The following is a 16,087-nucleotide window of genomic DNA, read 5'->3' on the forward strand; positions in this document are numbered from 1 at the left end:
GCCAATGCCATCGCGGCGGCAGGCGATCTGCGCATCAGCCGCCTGCCGATGAACGAGAACGGAGTGTCGTTTCTCTGAGGCATCTGCATCCGCCGCCGGGATCGTCGGTGGCGCCCGCCGGCACATCCAGGCGCAGCGGTTGGGTCAAAGGTGTGCAGTGCGTCAGACCTGCACTTCGGTGGAGGCCCGGTGTCCGGCCCGGCTATTCCGGACTTTCCTCCGGAACCGGCGTATGAGACCGGCGCACGGCATTCTTTCGAAGTTATGCCCTGGTTACGAACCGCATCGCACGGCTTTTATCCGGCTTGCGTAAAGGTAAGCGACAAACGCCCGGGTTGCGGGTCTCAGGACACGGGTGCCGGCCACGACAGCGACGGCTATGAATTCTCAGCGGGAAACAGGGGTCTGTTCTCTGTGCGCGGAGGAGGCATGTAATGCCTGCTGTTCGGGTTGCGGAAATTACCGTATGGCCGCGTTTGAAGCAGGGCAGGGCAGCGGCGTGAGAACATCCGGTGGCGCACAGCCCGCTTTTACAGAGGCGGAAAGAGGTTCCGGCTGATGCAAGACTATCGGTCAGCCACCCGGCATCCCCGGCGCGATGCCCTTCCCGATACCAGAAAGGCGACCCGCAGGCCGCCTCTGGTGTGTCAGACTTCAGAGCAGGTCAGCGACCCCATGTCCGGACAACGCCACAGTCCATGTGCACGAAGTTGGACCCGGAGTATTTCCCGACACCGCCGCCCCGGCAGGCCGCCGCAGCTTTGGCCATCTGGTTGACCGACCGGGTCGACAGCCGCAGATCAGCGGCCTGGCCCTGCATGTGCAGCGAATTTTTCGCCACCCGCCGGCTGCGTGCGCGCAGCATCGCGTTGGTCTGCGGGCTGCGATACCCCGAGAGCAGCATATAGGGCTCACTGACATCCATCATATTGTGCGCCGCCGACATGATGTCGACCGTGCGCAGGTCCATGGATTTGACGCCATCAGTGCGCCAGTCCCGCATGAAATGATTCACCTCTTTGACTGCTTCGGCGACATACTTGCCTTCGATCCAGTAAATCATGTCGATACGTTCGCCGGTACGCCCCGAATACATCCGGATCCGCCTGATATCGCCTGATCCTCTGAGGAAACCTGCTGCGTTTGCGTAGGTTGGTGCGGCGACCACTGTTGTCGCGGCAAAAGCTTTCAGTAACGCACGCCTTGAAAGGCCCGCTGAGCTGTCTTTCATCATAGCATTTATTGCCTCGTTCCTGCCTGACCCGTGATGTTACACGGGCACGTCATCTCTGTCCCAGATGCAACAGTTGTATGTCATAGAGACGATTGTTAACCAAGACGTGAAAACGCAATGCCCTATTTCTGCTCAATTTTAGGCAAAAAACCGCCAATGCCCGGTGGGAGAGCTTTTTATACGGAACCGGTGCGTAACTGCATCATTTTCACGTTTCCTTGACAAAACCCGGAAATGTTATTGGACACGCCCCCGCCGGCAACGGCACACACGTCGGGCCGCCCTGAATGTGAGGATTAACAATGATCACGCTTTTGCCTTTGACGCTCCGGAACGCCCTTGTGGCGATTCTGTCTATGGTTGTCGTTCTGACCGTCACGCCTGCGCCTCTGGCTGCCCAGATGCAGAGCACAGCTTTCCGGCAGGCCGTCGCAACTGCCGCAGCGCGCGATGCCGAAATCGCCGCGTTTTATAAAGCAAACGGCTATGACAGTATCTGGACCGGGAACGGGCGCGACCGTAAACGACGTGCGGCCCTGATCGCGGCCCTGAGCGAGGCGGGCAATCACGGGCTGCCTTCCGGACGGTACGATCTCGCCGGACTTGAAACCCGCATGCGCACTGCGCGCAGTGCAGCAGATCTCGGCGCACTTGAGGTCGACCTCAGCCGCACCTTCCTGCAATACGCCCGCGATGTGCAGACCGGTGTCCTTGTGCCGTCGCGTGTGGATAAGGCGATCGTACGGCAGGTGCCGTATCGTGAACGCGGGTCTTATCTGGTGAACTTTGTCAAATCCTCGCCGGACGGCTTCATGAAGGCGCTGCCGCCAGCAAGCCGCGAATATAACGCGCTGATGAAAGAAAAACTGCGTCTGGAGCGGCTGCTGTCAAAAGGCGGCTGGGGCGAGACGGTGCATACCAAAACTCTCAAACCCGGTGCGTCGGGCTCCAATGTGGTGGAACTGCGCAACCGTCTGTACCGGATGGGGCACATGAAGCGCAGCGCCGGACAGATCTACGACGAGGATATGGTCAAAGCCGTACTCGCCTTTCAGCGCGCGCATGGTCTGGCAGAAGACGGCGTGGTCGGGCCCGGCACGATGGCGGAAATTAACATCTCTGTTGCAGAGCGCCTGCAGTCTGTTGTCGTTGCCATGGAGCGGGAACGCTGGACGAACATGGAGCGCGGCAAGCGCCATATCGAGGTTAATCTTGCCGACTTCACCGCCAAAATCTTTGACAACGGCAAAGAGACCTTTTCAACCCGTTCGGTCATCGGGCACCGCGCCTCCGACCGTCAGTCGCCGGAGTTCTCGGACGTGATGGAATTCATGGTGATCAATCCGAGCTGGTACGTTCCGCGGTCGATCGTCACCAAAGAATACCTTCCGGAACTGCAGAAAGACGCCTATGCGGTAAACCACATCGAAATCACCGACCGTCAGGGCCGCCGCATTGACCGTTCGGCTGTCGACTTCTCGCAGTTTAACGCGCGCAGCTTCCCCTTTTCCATGCGCCAGCCCCCCAGCCGCGGCAACGCTCTCGGGCTGGTGAAGTTCATGTTCCCCAACAAGCACAACATCTATCTGCATGACACTCCGGCCAAGAACCTGTTCGGCCGCGAAGTCCGTGCCTACAGCCATGGCTGTATCCGCCTCGCAGACCCGTTTGATTTCGCCTATGCGCTGCTGGCGAAACAGACCGGAGATCCGCAGGGGTTCTTCCAGGCCAAACTGGCCACCGGCACCGAGCAGACCGTTTACCTCGAAAAGCCGGTACCTGTGCATATCATTTACCGGACCGCTTTTGCTGACGGGCGTGGTAAGGTGCAGTTCCGCCGCGATATCTATGGTCGCGACGGCCGGATCTGGAACGCTCTGTCACAGGCGGGGGTGGCATTGCGCGCCGTACAGGGTTAAGTCTGCCCGTGAACGGGCAGGGGCGGGATACGATGACGGAAACCACATTCAGCGTATCTGAAATCGCGATCGCTCTGGGTGCCGAAGCCCTGGGCGATACCACGCTGCGCATCACCGGCGCGGCCGAGCCGCAAAGTGCCGGCCCGCAGGAGCTGGCAATGGCCACGCAGCCCCGGTATGCAGAACAGCTCGGGCAGGGGCAGGCCCTCGTGGCACTGCTCTGGCAAGGCGCGGACTGGCAGGCGCTGGGTCTCAAAGCCGCAATCATCCCGGCGCGACCCCGCTATGCGATGACAAGCCTGACGCGGCTCATGGACCCCGGTCAGGGGTTCGCACCGGGTATCCATGAAACAGCGCTGATTGACCCTTCGGCAGAGCTCGGCGACGACGTAAGCGTCGGCCCCTTTTCAGTCATTTCAGCCGGCGCAAAAATCGGGGCCGGAACCGTCATCGGCCCGCATTGCTTTGTCGGCTGGAACGCCGTGATAGGCGACGGCGGCTTTCTGCGCGAACATGTTTCAGTCGGCGCACGCGCAACCATCGGCGCACGTTTCATCGCGCAACCCGGCGTGCGGATTGCCGGTGACGGGTTTTCCTTTTCAACGGCCGAGCGCTCGGGCGTCGAGGCCGCGCGCAACAATATGCGCGACCAGGAAGAGACCACATCGCAGTCATGGGCCCGCATCCACTCGCTGGGGTCGGTCACCATCGGCGATGACGTCGAGATCGGGGCCAATTCCACCATCGACTGCGGCACCATCCGCGACACGCGCGTCGGAGACCGGACAAAAATCGATAACCTCGTGCAGATCGGCCATAACTGTGTGATCGGCAACGACTGCCTGCTTTGCGGACAATGCGGCATGGCGGGCTCGTCGGTCATCGGCAACAACGTGGTGCTGGGCGGTCAGGTCGGCGTAAATGATAATATTTTCGTTGGCGACCGGGTGATTGCGGGCGGCGCCAGCAAGATCTTCTCCAACGTGCCCGCCGGACGAACCATCCTCGGCGCGCCGGCCACTAAAATGGAAACCAATGTCGAAATCTACAAGGCTCTGCGACGCCTTCCGAGGCTGATGAAGGAGTTTACGGCGCTCAAGAAAGCGGTTTCCAAATCAGACACCAGTGACTAAATCACAGGCGACAACGGCACGGAGGACCTCCCGATGAGTACCCGCGACAAGGTCATCAGCATCATCGCCGAACAGGCCGTGCTGGAACCTTCGGATGTTACGACCGAGAGCACGCTGGACGAGCTCGGGATCGACAGCCTTGGCCTTGTGGAATGCATATTCGCGATTGAAGAAACATTCGACATTTCGGTGCCCTTCAACGCCAATGCCCCCTCCGAGAGTGATTTTGACATATCGACCGTCGCCTCAATCGTTGACGGGATTGAACGGCTGCGCGCCGAGCAGAGCTGACAGATCACATGCACCGCGTTGTCATCACAGGAGCCGGCACGATCAATGCGCTGGGTCACGATGTGCCCGCAACGCTGGAAGCCATGCGCGAAGGCCGCTGCGGCATTGGTGAACTTTCTCTGCGCGACGTGGAACGGCTCTCGATCCGCATCGGCGGGCAGGTACGCGGATTTGAGGCCGAAGGTCGCTATAACCGCCAGCAGATTTCCCTCTATGACCGGTTTACCCAGTTCACTCTGGCCGCCGCGCGCGAAGCAATTGATCAGTCCGGCATTACCTTCACCGGCGAGCTTGCTGCCAAAGCCGGCGTCGTTCTTGGTACTGCCGGTGGCGGGGTCAGCACATGGGACGACAATTACCGGTCGGTCTATGAAGACGGGAAAAACCGCGTGCATCCCTTTGTCGTGCCCAAGCTCATGAATAACGCGGCCGCGAGCCACGTGAGCATGGAGCACAATCTCAAGGGGCCGTCTTTCACGGTTTCCACCGCCTGCGCCTCATCCAATCACGCCATGGCCCAGGCGTTTTCAATGGTCCGCTCGGGCATGGCGCCGGTGATGGTCACGGGCGGCTCTGAAAGCATGCTCTGTTTCGGTGGCGTCAAGGCCTGGGAAGGGCTGCGTGTGATGAGCCGCGATGCCTGCCGCCCGTTTTCAGCTAACCGCAACGGGATGGTGCAGGGGGAGGGGGCAGGGGTCTTTGTCTTCGAGGAAATGGAACGCGCCAGAGCGCGCGGGGCGGAGATCCTTTGCGAAGTGGCGGGTTTTGCCATGTCGTCAGATGCCTCAGACATCGTGATGCCCTCTAAAAACGGCGCATCCCGGGCGATGGCAGGTGCGCTGGCCGACGCCGGGATCAACCGTGACGAAGTGGGCTATATCAACGCTCACGGCACAGGCACGGCGGCCAATGACAAAACTGAATGCGCTGCTGTGGCTGACGTTTTCGGGCCGCACGCGGACCAGCTGATGATGTCCTCGACCAAATCCATGCACGGTCACCTGATCGGCGGCACGGGTGCTGTGGAACTGCTGGCCTGCATCATGGCGCTGCGTGACGGGATTATCGCGCCCACAATCGGCTATGAAGAAGCAGATCCCGAATGTGCGCTTGATGTGGTGCCCAATGAGGCGCGAAACGCGAAGGTGACTGTCAGCCTTTCGAACGCCTTTGCCTTCGGTGGCATGAACGCGGTGCTGGCGCTGCGCGCTGTCTGATCAGTCAGGGGCGTTTCAGGTGCCGGAAGAAACGCCCGGCACCTGGATGATTTTTACTCAGGTGTGACGCTCGACACCTTGTCATAGCTCGCCGTGAAGCCCTCAAGCGACAGCGTGACATCAACCCGCTGGTCCTGTGCGGCCACCGGTATGATGCTCAGAACTGCCTCGTTGCCCCGCTTATAGGTTGCCACGTCATCCGCCGTCAGCCCGATGCGGGCGTAGCAACCGACCGGGTTACAGAACGCATACGGGTAACGTTTACCCTGCTGTTGATCGACACGGATGCTCAGCTGCTGCTGCAGAGCGGTTTCGAGCGGCACGATTACAGTCGCGCCCGCTTCTGCCTGGCCCCCGTCGGCGAGTCGGAAGAGCGAGAACTCGGCGATCGGCGACCCTTGCGCGTCTTCAAGAAGCTGCACCATCTGGCACGGGTCATTGTCCGTATCGGTTTTAACACAGCGGATTGACCACGGCCCGATGGTCTCGGTGACATAGGCTTCGCCTGTTTGCGGGCCTGTCTCGACCTCTCCGAGGCTCAGATCGCTGTTGGCACCGGCTGTTCCGGTGCCGGTTTCCGTCGCCGTTCCGGTTTCGGTCCCGGTGCTTTCGGTGGTCGTGGTCTGCGCATGTACCGTGCCGCCGGTCAGGGCCGCCGATATCATCGCCGCTGTCAGAAGAGTGGTGATTCTGGGCATAGAAGCTCCGTATATTTTCAAGTGTCACGAACAGGCATGGTGCCGGTGCAAGGGCCAGAGTGCGGGCGCCTGGCGTTCGTTTTTGCGTATCAGATGTCCCGCCCGCTCTTCAAAGAAAAAGGGACGCAAAAGCATCCCTTTTCCCCGATTTTTTTCTCCCCGTCGGACTGGCCGACTTATTAGCGCAGAGCCTACGCAACGTGCAGACAGGCGTCAACCGAAAAACCGGCGCGCCGCCGAAGCCCCTGTCAGCGGTTAAAAAAAATGGCCGTACCGACAAGCGGCACGGCCCAGTCTGACAGGGAGGATGTCCGGACGGAAAGGACATAACTGAACGCCCGGACAGGAAAGTTCTGGCACAAAAAGCTTAAGAACGTATGGTCGGTCAGAATAAAGCCTGCGGGGGACAGTGAGGAACTATGACAGATGAGATCTTCGTCGGCGGCGGTGGCCCGGATTACGGCACGCAGCAGCATCTGAGCCTGAAATACGCCAATCGTCACGGGTTGGTCGCGGGCGCTACCGGGACAGGCAAGACCGTTACGCTGCAAATCCTCGCGGAAGGGTTTTCAGCAGCGGGTGTGCCGGTCTTTCTGTCAGACGTGAAGGGCGATCTTTCGGGGCTCGCGAAACCGGGTTCTGAGACGCATAAACTGCATGAGGCCTTTGCTGAGCGCGCGGCTAAAATCGGGTTTGACGATTACGGTTATTCCGCCTTCCCGGTGATCTTCTGGGACATCTTCGGTGACCAGGGGCATCCGGTGCGCACGACCGTCTCAGAGATGGGCCCCTTGCTGCTGGCGCGTCTGCTGGATCTTACAGAGGCGCAGGAGGGCATTCTCAACATCGCATTCCGGCTCTCTGACGAAGAGGGTCTGCCGCTGCTGGATCTCAAGGACCTGCAGGCGCTGCTGGTCTGGACGGGTGAGAATGCAAAAGAGCTCTCGCTGCGCTACGGCAATGTCTCCACCGCCTCCATCGGTGCGATCCAGCGCCGGCTGCTGGTGCTTGAAAACCAGGGCGGAACCGGTCTTTTCGGCGAGCCCGCGCTGGCACTCAGCGATCTGATGCGCACGGCGACGGACGGGCGCGGTCAGATCAACATTCTGGCCGCCGACAAACTCATGGCCTCACCGGCACTTTATGCCACCTTCCTGCTCTGGCTGCTTTCGGAACTCTTTGAGGAACTGCCCGAGGTAGGTGACCCGGACAAACCAAAGCTCGTGTTCTTTTTCGACGAGGCGCATCTTTTGTTTGACGACGCGCCCAAAGCGCTGGTGGACAAGGTCGAACAGGTGGCCCGTCTGATCCGCTCCAAGGGCGTCGGCGTTTACTTTATCACCCAGAACCCTGCCGATGTGCCGGACGACATTCTGGGCCAGCTCGGCAACCGCATCCAGCATGCGCTGCGCGCCTTCACCGCCAAAGACCGCAAAGAGCTGCGCATGGCCGCGCAGACATACCGCGAGAACCCCGCCTTCGACACCGAAGCCGCAATCCGCGAAGTGGGGGTGGGCGAGGCCGTCACCTCCATGCTGCAGAAAAAGGGCGTGCCCGGCATTGTCGAGCGAACTCTGATCCGCCCGCCGTCCTCGCAACTGGGACCGGTGACAGCTGCCGAACGCGCAGACCTGGTGGCCGCTTCGCCGTTGCAGGCGACCTATACAAATGCGATCGACCGGCAATCGGCGTATGAAATTCTGCAGGCGCGTGCCGAAGACGCAGCGAAAGAGGCCGAAAAGGCTGAGGCCGAAGCAGAAGAAGCCTCTGCCGCCGAACGGGAATTCAACGCAGGCAGGCGCTACTCAGGCACCGGCGTGCCGCGCTCTACCTCACGGCGCAGCACCCGCCAGCCGGATACCCTCGGCTCGGCAGTCGCCACCGCCGTGCTGAAAGAGCTGAAAGGCACCACCGGCCGTCGCATCGTGCGCGGCATCCTCGGCGGTCTGTTCAGAGGTCGCTGATCGCCGGCGCATGTCCGCCTCACGCTACGCATAATCACAAAAAGTGTCGCCGTCCGTCAGGGCGGCGTCCGCTGGCCGGTACTGCGTATCAGCGCTCAGGGATAAGGCCCCGCGGACTGAACCGCAGCACAAGCAGCAGCACCAGGCCCATCGTAAAGAGCCGCATATGCGCTGCACTCTCGATGAGATGTGCCTTCAGCGGCGAGCCATCCGCCATGCCCGAGGTGATCAGTTCCATCAGCCACAGTCCCATCGGTTCGACCTGCACCCACAGGAACCATATCAGGAAACCGCCCAGCACTGCGCCGAAGTTATTGCCCGAGCCGCCGACAATCACCATGACCCAGACCAGAAACGTAAACCGCAAGGGCTGATAGGTGCCCGGTGTCAGTTGCCCGTCGAGCGTTGTCATCATCGCACCCGCGATCCCGCAGACCGCCGAGCCCAGCACGAAAATCTGCAGGTGCCGGGCAGTGACGTCTTTGCCCATCGCTTCGGCTGCCACTTCGTTGTCGCGGATTGCCCGCATCATCCGCCCCCACGGGCTGTGCAGCGCGCGTTGCGCCATGACCAGCAGGATCACCAGAACGACCGTGAAAAGCCCTGCATAGGCCAGCTTTACGTATAGCGTCGAGGCCGTGACCGGATCCATCCCGTAGCCGGCCGCTCTCTCGACAAAGCCAGGATCATTCTGCAAATCGATCTCAAAAGGCGCAGGGCGGGGCAGGCCGACAACGTTTTTCACGCCCCGCGCCAGCCAGTCCTCATTTTTCAGCACCGCGATGATGATCTCGGCAATGCCAAGGGTCGCAATTGCCAGATAATCAGAGCGCAGCCCGAGCGCCGTCTTGCCGATCACCCAGGCGGCTGCCGCCGCAAAAAGCCCGCCCACAGGCCAGGCCAGCGCGACCCAGAGTCCGCGTTCGATGCCAAGCCCGCCGAGAAAACCGGTCAGCGCCGGATTGATCGCCTCAACAGCCTCGACACCGGGGTCAAAAAGCGCGCGGTAGATAAAGAAGCCCGCGATCATCATAGCGATGATTACCACACCACGCGCCCAGCCCGCGCGCATGCGTCCGCGCACCATCACCACGGCCACCACCGTCAGCAGCGCAAAAACAAAGGCCGCCAGGATGTTCCACCCGCCGGCACTCCATGCACCCGGGGTCGGCGGCATGCCCATCAGCACGGCAGCCAGCCCGCCAAGTGCCACAAACCCCATGATCCCGACGTTAAAGAGCCCGGCAAACCCCCATTGCAGGTTTACCCCCAGTGCCATGATCGCCGAAATAAGGCCCATATTCAGAATAAGCAGGGCCGTATTCCAGCTCTGCGCAAAGCCGGTGTAAAGGATCATCAGCCCGACCACAGCAAAGAGCAGCGTATTTTTCAAAGCACTGTTCATACCGCTTTCCCCCGAAAGAGCCCTGTCGGCTTAAAGAGCAGCACAATCAGCAGAATAAGAAAGCTCACCGCCAGTTTGTAGTCGGTGCTCAGCAACTGCACGAGGCCGTCGGGCTCAAGGCTCTCAGGCATCAGATAGCCAAGCACCTTTTTCCAGGCATAAGTGACGGTCACTTCCGAGAAAGCGATTACAAATCCACCGGCAATTGCACCGATCGGGTTGCCAAGACCGCCGACGATGGCACTGGCAAAAATCGGCAGGAGCAGCTGGAAATAGGTGAAGGGTTTGAATGACTTGTCGAGCCCGTAAAGCACACCCGCAATGGTCGCCAGCGCCGCTACGATCAGCCAGGTGATCATCACAACCCGTTCAGGGTTGATGCCCGACAAGAGTGCCAGATCCTCATTATCGGAGTAGGCGCGCATTGACTTACCTGTCCGCGTCCGGTTGAGAAACCAGAAGAGCAGGGCGACAACAATAACGGCTGTGATCAGGGTAATGCCCTGGGTCGTTTTGATCGCAAGTCCTTCTTCGAGGCCGGTCATTTCTTTGAAGGTGCGTGCGGAGACGATGAAGCGTTCACCGTCGAGAAACCGCTGATCATCCGGGCCGATGATGAACCGCACGATACCGTTCATGATAAAGGTAACACCCAGAGACACGATCACCAGAATGACCGGCTTTGCCTTTTGCGCCCGGTAAAACCGGTAAACGACCCGGTCGGTCGCCAGCAGCAGCAGCATACATGCCGCGATGCCCAGCGGCAGCGCCAGAAGTGCTGTGGGCAGGGGCCCCAGACTGATGCCCCAGCTCTGGAACAGCCAGGTAAAGAGGACAGTCACCATCGCGCCGAAGGCCATCGTGTCGCCATGGGCAAAGTTGGAGAACCGCAGAATGCCATAGATCAGTGTGACCCCCAGCGCGCCCAGCGCCAGCTGGCTGCCGTATGCGATCGCAGGAACAAGAACAAAGTTCGACAAAGCGATGAAAGCGTTGAGAAAATCCATTATTCAATCACCCTGCACATACCGGTCAGCGCTTCCGGCTGAAATGTCAGACCGCTTTCATCCTCACGGCTGACAGAGACCGACTGAACCGCCGCTTCCAGTGTCGGACCTACGATCATCCGGAATGAGGATCCGAAGCGGTTTTCACCGTCTCCGATTTCTTCAATTTCAAAGATCGTCATCGCCCCCATCTCGCGCACCAGCGCTTCCTGCTCGGAAGACTTCAGCGCATTAAACAGGGCGAACCGCTCTTCCGCCTCGTAGTACCGAAGGATGATCCAGCGGGCGTAATCATCACATTCGACATTATCCCGCGTGCAGGCAGGTCCGAATTTGCATGACAAAAGCGACTGCCGGTCCGCGTCTGTGGACTGCGCCTGTCCGCCTGAAGCTGCCAGCAGCAGAACCGGCCAGATCACGGCCATCCGGTTGCGAAACATAGTCATCCCCCCAGAAACGATTTACGCACTTCAGGATCAGCCAGCAGCTCTTTGCCTGTGCCGGTATAGGCATTGCGCCCCTGCACCAGAACATACCCTTTGTCGGCGATCTCCAGCGCCTGACGCGCGTTCTGCTCGACCATCAGAATGGGAATACCGGTGCGCGCCACTTCGATGATACGATCAAAAAGCTCATCCATCACAATCGGGCTCACGCCGGCTGTCGGCTCATCAAGCATAAGCACTTTGGGCCGGGTCATCAGGGCACGACCGACGGCCACCTGCTGGCGTTGCCCGCCGGACAACTCACCAGCCGCCTGCTTGCGTTTTTCCCGCAGGATCGGAAACAGGTCGTATATCTGCTCCATCGTCGGGCGGATGTCATCGGTCCGGATAAAAGCGCCCATCTCGAGGTTCTCTTCAACCGTCATCGACGTGAAAATATTCGAGGTTTGCGGCACAAAGCCCATGCCTCTGGCAACCCGCGCCTGCGGGCTGAGATCGGTGATATCCTCACCATCGAGTTTCACATGACCCTCACGCAGGTTCAGCATCCCGAAAACTGCTTTCATGCCCGTCGACTTGCCGGCCCCGTTGGGTCCCACGATCACAGCGATCTCGCCACGGTCCACAGCTATGGTACAGTCATGCAGGATATCCGGGCCGGCGCCATAGCCACCGGTCATGTTCTCTCCGATCAGAAAAGGCCCGCCGGGAGAAGGCCGCGATCTGCCACCCTGCGGTACGGGATGTGCATTTCCCATCCCCCTGGCATTGCCAAGCGACAGATCCTTGTTGCCTCTGTCGTCGTAGGGTTTGTCACTCATGCGCGCGCCCCCCGCGTCCGTAGAAATCCGTTGTCGGGCTGGAAATCCCGGGCGTCCGGCGAACGGGCCTGACTGTGCATCCGGTCCGTCATGCGCCAACCTTGTCTTTATTTTTTAGGCCGGTGCCCAGATACGCCTCGATCACCTGCTCATTGGCTTTGATTTCGTCCAGCGTGCCCTGAGCAAGGACTCTGCCTTCAGCCATACAGATCACCGGATCACAAAGCCGGCCAATGAAATCCATGTCGTGCTCGATCACCACGAAAGTATACCCGCGCTCCTGATTGAGCCGGATAATGGCATCGCCGATGGTATTGAGCAGGGTGCGGTTCACACCGGCGCCCACCTCATCAAGAAAGACGATCTTGGCATCGACCATCATTGTGCGGCCAAGCTCCAGCAGCTTTTTCTGGCCGCCCGAAATCTGCCCGGCCTTGTGATCAGCCAGATGCCCGACGGTCAGAAATTCGAGGACTTCATCGGCTTTTGCCCGAAGGGCGCGTTCCTCATCCGCAATCCGTTTGCGTCCGAACCATGTGTTCCACAGTGTCTCACCCGACTGTTTGCCCGGCACCATCATCAGGTTTTCGCGACAGGTCATCGATGAAAACTCATGCGCGATCTGAAAGGTGCGCAGCAGCCCTTTGTGGAAAAGCGCATGCGGGGGCAGGCCGGTGATATCCTCACCATCCATCATCACCCGGCCGGATGTTGGCTCGTGAACACCCGCGATCACATTGAAAAGAGTTGTCTTTCCCGCGCCGTTCGGTCCGATCAGCCCGGTTATCGTGCCTTCCCGGATTTCCAGGCTGGCCCCGTCGACCGCGTGAAAACCGCCGAAATGTTTGTGAATGTCGTCAACGACGATCATTGCATGTCCCCTGAGGTCCGCACATCTTTGGCGTGCCTTTTATTACAAACAGCCCGGCGTCTGCACACCGGGCTGTTCAGGTATCACAGATCGTGATTATTTGAAGCCGATTGTGACGTTTTTCTCGTCCTGGACTTCGATCATCCGGTATGTGCCGGCGGATTCGCCCGGGCCGATCAGCTCAACCGCAGAGGCACCGACGTAGTCGACATCACCGCCGTCACGAATAATATCGAGCGCCTTTGCAAGCTCACCGGGATAGATCTTTTCGCCGGGGGCGTTGGCCACATGAAGGATGTGCTTGCCATAATCCGCAGGATCCGTGCTGTCTGCAGCCTGCATCGCAAGCATGAAGAGCGCTGCGGCGTCATAGCTCTCTGGCGTGTAGGGGGAAGTTGCGTCAAACGCGTCGCCCGCCATTTCCTTGAGCTTTTCGATGCCTTCACCGCCGGAACCCGCGATCTGGCCGTAAGAGCCGTTCAGAGCGGAGCCGACATTGGCAGGAAGGCTGTCACCGATCATACCACCCGGCAGACCGAATGTATCGAACGCACCCGTATCAAGGGCGGCATTGATGATGCCCAGACCGCCCTGGTCGAGGTATCCGGCCACAACAAGCAGATCACCACCGGCAGAGGCCAGCGCGCCCATTTCAGCAGAATAATCAGCTTTTCCGTCTTCATGGGCCGCCACGATGGTCACTTCGCCGCCTACGGCCTTGAAGTTGCTCTCGATCGCATCCGCCAGACCCTTGCCGTAGTCGTTGTTGGTATAGGTAAGAGCGATAGATTCAACACCACGCTCCTGCAGGATCTCGGCCATAACCTGACCTTCACGCGCGTCTGACGGCGCGGTGCGGAAAAAGAGATCGTTATCCTCTACCGTGGAAAGACCCGGCGACGTCGCGGAAGGCGAAATCATTACCATGCCGTTGGGGATCGCGACGTTCTGCAGGATCGCACCGGTCACACCGGAGCAGTCGCCACCAATCAACCCGTTGATGCCGTCGGCGATCAGGCGTTCGGCGTTGGAGGTGGACAGTCCATTGTCGATACAGCCCGTATCGGCCCGCATCGGCGTAACGGTTGCCGCATCCAGCAGTTTGCCACTCTCGGTCACTTCGGTCATCGCGAGTTCGGCACCTGCGGCCATCGGACCTGTCAGCGATTCAATCGGGCCGGTGAAGCCGATCAGAATACCCAGTTTAACTTCCTTGGCGTGTCCGTCTGCAAAGGCAGAGGTCGCCACGAGTGCTGCGGCCGTGCTGGCCAGAAGCATCTTTTTCATTTGTTTTCTCCCGTGTTGGAACCTGACGTTCGCGGCTGAGGTTATGCGGGCGAACCGGAAAACAAAAGAGGGATTTTCAAAGCGTACCAGAGGTTGCGCTGATCACTTCTGCGCGTGTCCCGTGGCAATCAGAACGGCGCTTTCTATATCTCCGAAGAGCAACTGTGAAAAGGAGAACGGCCATGCCGGTCAGGATCTGCCTGTCTGCCGCCCTCGGCATCACGCTGAGCGTCGCGGGGATATTTGTTCATCCGGAAACGTCGGCTGCACAAAGCGCTGAGCCGCCGCGTCTGACGCTGATGGCAGAAGGTCTTGATACACCCTGGGGTCTGGCGCTCTTGCCTGGTGGCGGATTTCTGGTCACTGAAAAAGACGGCCGTCTGCTGCATTTCGACGGCTTGGGCAATGCAGCAGACGTCAGCGGTGTGCCACCTGTCCGCGACAGGGGCCAGGGTGGGCTTCTCGACATCACGCCGGCGCGCGACTTTGCCACCACCCGCGAGATCTGGCTGACGTATTCCAAACGCCAGCAAGGGGGCAGCGGAACAGCGGTTGCTTCAGCCCGGCTCTCGGACGACGGCCGCCGTCTCGAACGCGTGCGCCAGCTTTTTGAGGCCGCACCCGGTGGCTCGGGCGGCCGGCATTTCGGCAGCCGGGTGGTTGAGGCCACAGACGGAACTCTTTTCGTGACCATCGGTGACCGGGGCGACCGGCCATCGGCTCAGGACCGCAGCCTGCACAACGGCTCGGTCATCCGCATCAACCGGGATGGCAGCATCCCGGCAGACAACCCGTTTACCGGTCAGGCCGGCATTCAGCCCGAGATTTGGTCATATGGCCACCGCAACGCGCAGGGCGCGGGCCTTGATGCCTCCGGCAACCTCTGGACGGCCGAACACGGGGCAAGGGGGGGAGACGAGGTCAATCTGATCTGCAAAGGCGGAAATTTCGGCTGGCCGGTGATTTCATACGGGCGGCATTACACCGGTGGCAAAATCGGAGAGGGGACGGCGAAAGAGGGTATGCAGCAGCCCGCGTTTTACTGGGATCCGTCGATGGCGCCCTCGGGGCTGCTGATTTACTCAGGGGATATGTTTCCCGACTGGCGCGGTGATATGTTTGTGGGGTCGCTGAAGTTCGACTACATCTCGAGGCTCGAGATTTCCGGCGGCACGGCGCGCGAAGTGGCGCAGATTAAATCGCCGGAAACCGGACGTGTCCGCGACATCATCGAGGCGCCGGACGGATCAATCTGGTTCATCGCGGCAGGAAACGGCGCCGTCTATCGCATGTCATCGGGCGCCGGGGGCTGAAGCCGGGGCAGGGCGAAGCAGGCCGTATCGCACCATTCGCTCTCTCCGTAGAGGAAGTCTTTTTCGACCGTTTTCTGGTGGCGGAATCCCAGCCTGTGCAACAGCGCCACTGACGCGCGATTGCGCGGGTCGCATTCCGCGGTAAGCGCCGGCGCCTCTGCAAACTTTGCAAAGCAGCGGGGGATCACCGCCTGCAGCGCTTCCGTCGCAAACCCCTTGCCCCAGTGATCGGGATGCAGCAGATACCCGATCTCAGGCGCGCGCCAGGATCCGGCCTTTCCGATGCAGCCGCCCTCATACTCCAACACATATTCATCCACATCCTGCGCATCGTACTGCATCATATGCTCCAGAAACCTGCGCGTTTCATCAACAGAAGTATGCGGTGGACGGCTCCAGTAGCGCATCACCAGCGCGTCCGTCATCATTTCATGGAAAGCATCAAGGTCGCCTGGCACCGCGCGTCTGAGCAAAAGCCGCT

Annotated in this window: 15 protein-coding genes; 6 read left to right on the top strand and 9 right to left on the bottom strand. The window is 60.0% G+C overall.

Annotated features, from left to right (window positions below; genetic code table 11):
* Positions 1–664 precede the first annotated feature (664 nt).
* Positions 665–1,234, bottom strand: a complete 570-nt coding sequence (locus Q0M35_RS04465) for a DUF882 domain-containing protein (RefSeq protein ID WP_295313018.1) — start codon at positions 1,232–1,234, stop codon at positions 665–667.
* Positions 1,235–1,590: 356 nt separating this feature from the next.
* Between Q0M35_RS04465 and Q0M35_RS04470 the strand changes: the two genes are divergently transcribed.
* Genes Q0M35_RS04470 through Q0M35_RS04485 form a run of 4 tightly spaced genes read left to right on the top strand, consistent with a single transcriptional unit; the run spans position 1,591 to position 5,794 of the window.
* Positions 1,591–3,153 carry a L,D-transpeptidase family protein gene (locus Q0M35_RS04470; protein ID WP_295313048.1) on the top strand — a complete coding sequence of 521 codons (1,563 nt, stop codon included), beginning with the start codon at positions 1,591–1,593 and terminating at the stop codon, positions 3,151–3,153.
* 32 nt (positions 3,154–3,185) lie between these two features.
* Entirely contained in the window at positions 3,186–4,286 is a 1,101-nt protein-coding gene (locus Q0M35_RS04475; RefSeq protein WP_295313019.1) for a UDP-3-O-(3-hydroxymyristoyl)glucosamine N-acyltransferase, read from the top strand.
* Positions 4,287–4,319: 33 nt separating this feature from the next.
* Positions 4,320–4,577 (top strand): acyl carrier protein, encoded by a 258-nt coding sequence (locus tag Q0M35_RS04480; protein WP_295313020.1) that lies wholly within the window; start codon positions 4,320–4,322, stop codon positions 4,575–4,577.
* Between the two features lie 8 nt (positions 4,578–4,585).
* A complete protein-coding gene (locus Q0M35_RS04485; RefSeq protein ID WP_295313021.1) occupies positions 4,586–5,794 on the top strand; it encodes a beta-ketoacyl-[acyl-carrier-protein] synthase family protein in 1,209 nt (402 codons plus the stop codon).
* Positions 5,795–5,847: 53 nt separating this feature from the next.
* Here the strand turns inward: Q0M35_RS04485 and Q0M35_RS04490 are convergent, their stop codons facing one another.
* The gene (locus Q0M35_RS04490) at positions 5,848–6,492 is read right to left on the bottom strand and encodes an invasion associated locus B family protein (protein WP_295313022.1); all 645 of its coding nucleotides are present in this window, start codon (positions 6,490–6,492) and stop codon (positions 5,848–5,850) included.
* A 419-nt stretch (positions 6,493–6,911) separates the two neighbouring features.
* Here Q0M35_RS04490 and Q0M35_RS04495 point away from each other — a divergent pair, with 419 nt between their 5' ends.
* The gene (locus tag Q0M35_RS04495) at positions 6,912–8,456 is read left to right on the top strand and encodes a helicase HerA-like domain-containing protein (protein WP_295313023.1); all 1,545 of its coding nucleotides are present in this window, start codon (positions 6,912–6,914) and stop codon (positions 8,454–8,456) included.
* A gap of 88 nt (positions 8,457–8,544) precedes the next feature.
* Here Q0M35_RS04495 and Q0M35_RS04500 read toward each other — a convergent pair whose 3' ends face one another.
* The 6 genes from Q0M35_RS04500 to Q0M35_RS04525 form a co-directional block, all read right to left on the bottom strand.
* A complete protein-coding gene (locus tag Q0M35_RS04500; protein WP_295313024.1) occupies positions 8,545–9,861 on the bottom strand; it encodes a branched-chain amino acid ABC transporter permease in 1,317 nt (438 codons plus the stop codon).
* Entirely contained in the window at positions 9,858–10,868 is a 1,011-nt protein-coding gene (locus Q0M35_RS04505; protein WP_295313025.1) for a branched-chain amino acid ABC transporter permease, read from the bottom strand. Before Q0M35_RS04505 ends, Q0M35_RS04500 begins: the two co-directional genes overlap by 4 nt.
* Positions 10,868–11,308, bottom strand: a complete 441-nt coding sequence (locus Q0M35_RS04510; RefSeq protein WP_295313026.1) for a hypothetical protein — start codon at positions 11,306–11,308, stop codon at positions 10,868–10,870. The genes Q0M35_RS04505 and Q0M35_RS04510 overlap by 1 nt, the downstream gene beginning before the upstream one ends.
* A 2-nt stretch (positions 11,309–11,310) precedes the next feature.
* Positions 11,311–12,135 carry an ABC transporter ATP-binding protein gene (locus Q0M35_RS04515; RefSeq protein ID WP_295313027.1) on the bottom strand — a complete coding sequence of 275 codons (825 nt, stop codon included), beginning with the start codon at positions 12,133–12,135 and terminating at the stop codon, positions 11,311–11,313.
* An 88-nt stretch (positions 12,136–12,223) separates the two neighbouring features.
* The gene (locus tag Q0M35_RS04520; RefSeq protein ID WP_295313028.1) at positions 12,224–13,006 is read right to left on the bottom strand and encodes an ABC transporter ATP-binding protein; all 783 of its coding nucleotides are present in this window, start codon (positions 13,004–13,006) and stop codon (positions 12,224–12,226) included.
* A 96-nt stretch (positions 13,007–13,102) separates the two neighbouring features.
* Positions 13,103–14,293 (bottom strand): ABC transporter substrate-binding protein, encoded by a 1,191-nt coding sequence (locus Q0M35_RS04525; protein WP_295313029.1) that lies wholly within the window; start codon positions 14,291–14,293, stop codon positions 13,103–13,105.
* A gap of 182 nt (positions 14,294–14,475) precedes the next feature.
* On the opposite strand from Q0M35_RS04525, the gene Q0M35_RS04530 reads away from it, so the two are divergent.
* Positions 14,476–15,606 carry a PQQ-dependent sugar dehydrogenase gene (locus tag Q0M35_RS04530; protein ID WP_295313030.1) on the top strand — a complete coding sequence of 377 codons (1,131 nt, stop codon included), beginning with the start codon at positions 14,476–14,478 and terminating at the stop codon, positions 15,604–15,606.
* Here Q0M35_RS04530 and Q0M35_RS04535 read toward each other — a convergent pair.
* Positions 15,576–16,079 carry a GNAT family N-acetyltransferase gene (locus tag Q0M35_RS04535; RefSeq protein ID WP_295313031.1) on the bottom strand — a complete coding sequence of 168 codons (504 nt, stop codon included), beginning with the start codon at positions 16,077–16,079 and terminating at the stop codon, positions 15,576–15,578. The genes Q0M35_RS04530 and Q0M35_RS04535 overlap by 31 nt on opposite strands.
* Between the last annotated feature and the right edge of the window lie 8 nt (positions 16,080–16,087).

The sequence above is a fragment of the Roseobacter sp. genome (assembly GCF_024639605.1).
Classification (GTDB): Bacteria; Pseudomonadota; Alphaproteobacteria; order Rhodobacterales; family Rhodobacteraceae; genus Roseobacter.

What these genes read in the sequence shown, in the direction of transcription:
- Q0M35_RS04465 (WP_295313018.1), bottom strand. Translation starts at nt 1,234, where the DNA reads ATGATGAAAGACAGCTCAGCGGGCCTTTCAAGGCGTGCGTTACTGAAA.
- Q0M35_RS04470 (WP_295313048.1), top strand. Translation starts at nt 1,591, where the DNA reads ATGGTTGTCGTTCTGACCGTCACGCCTGCGCCTCTGGCTGCCCAGATG.
- Q0M35_RS04475 (WP_295313019.1), top strand. Translation starts at nt 3,186, where the DNA reads ATGACGGAAACCACATTCAGCGTATCTGAAATCGCGATCGCTCTGGGT.
- Q0M35_RS04480 (WP_295313020.1), top strand. Translation starts at nt 4,320, where the DNA reads ATGAGTACCCGCGACAAGGTCATCAGCATCATCGCCGAACAGGCCGTG.
- Q0M35_RS04485 (WP_295313021.1), top strand. Translation starts at nt 4,586, where the DNA reads ATGCACCGCGTTGTCATCACAGGAGCCGGCACGATCAATGCGCTGGGT.
- Q0M35_RS04490 (WP_295313022.1), bottom strand. Translation starts at nt 6,492, where the DNA reads ATGCCCAGAATCACCACTCTTCTGACAGCGGCGATGATATCGGCGGCC.
- Q0M35_RS04495 (WP_295313023.1), top strand. Translation starts at nt 6,912, where the DNA reads ATGACAGATGAGATCTTCGTCGGCGGCGGTGGCCCGGATTACGGCACG.
- Q0M35_RS04500 (WP_295313024.1), bottom strand. Translation starts at nt 9,861, where the DNA reads ATGAACAGTGCTTTGAAAAATACGCTGCTCTTTGCTGTGGTCGGGCTG.
- Q0M35_RS04505 (WP_295313025.1), bottom strand. Translation starts at nt 10,868, where the DNA reads ATGGATTTTCTCAACGCTTTCATCGCTTTGTCGAACTTTGTTCTTGTT.
- Q0M35_RS04510 (WP_295313026.1), bottom strand. Translation starts at nt 11,308, where the DNA reads ATGTTTCGCAACCGGATGGCCGTGATCTGGCCGGTTCTGCTGCTGGCA.
- Q0M35_RS04515 (WP_295313027.1), bottom strand. Translation starts at nt 12,135, where the DNA reads ATGAGTGACAAACCCTACGACGACAGAGGCAACAAGGATCTGTCGCTT.
- Q0M35_RS04520 (WP_295313028.1), bottom strand. Translation starts at nt 13,006, where the DNA reads ATGATCGTCGTTGACGACATTCACAAACATTTCGGCGGTTTTCACGCG.
- Q0M35_RS04525 (WP_295313029.1), bottom strand. Translation starts at nt 14,293, where the DNA reads ATGAAAAAGATGCTTCTGGCCAGCACGGCCGCAGCACTCGTGGCGACC.
- Q0M35_RS04530 (WP_295313030.1), top strand. Translation starts at nt 14,476, where the DNA reads ATGCCGGTCAGGATCTGCCTGTCTGCCGCCCTCGGCATCACGCTGAGC.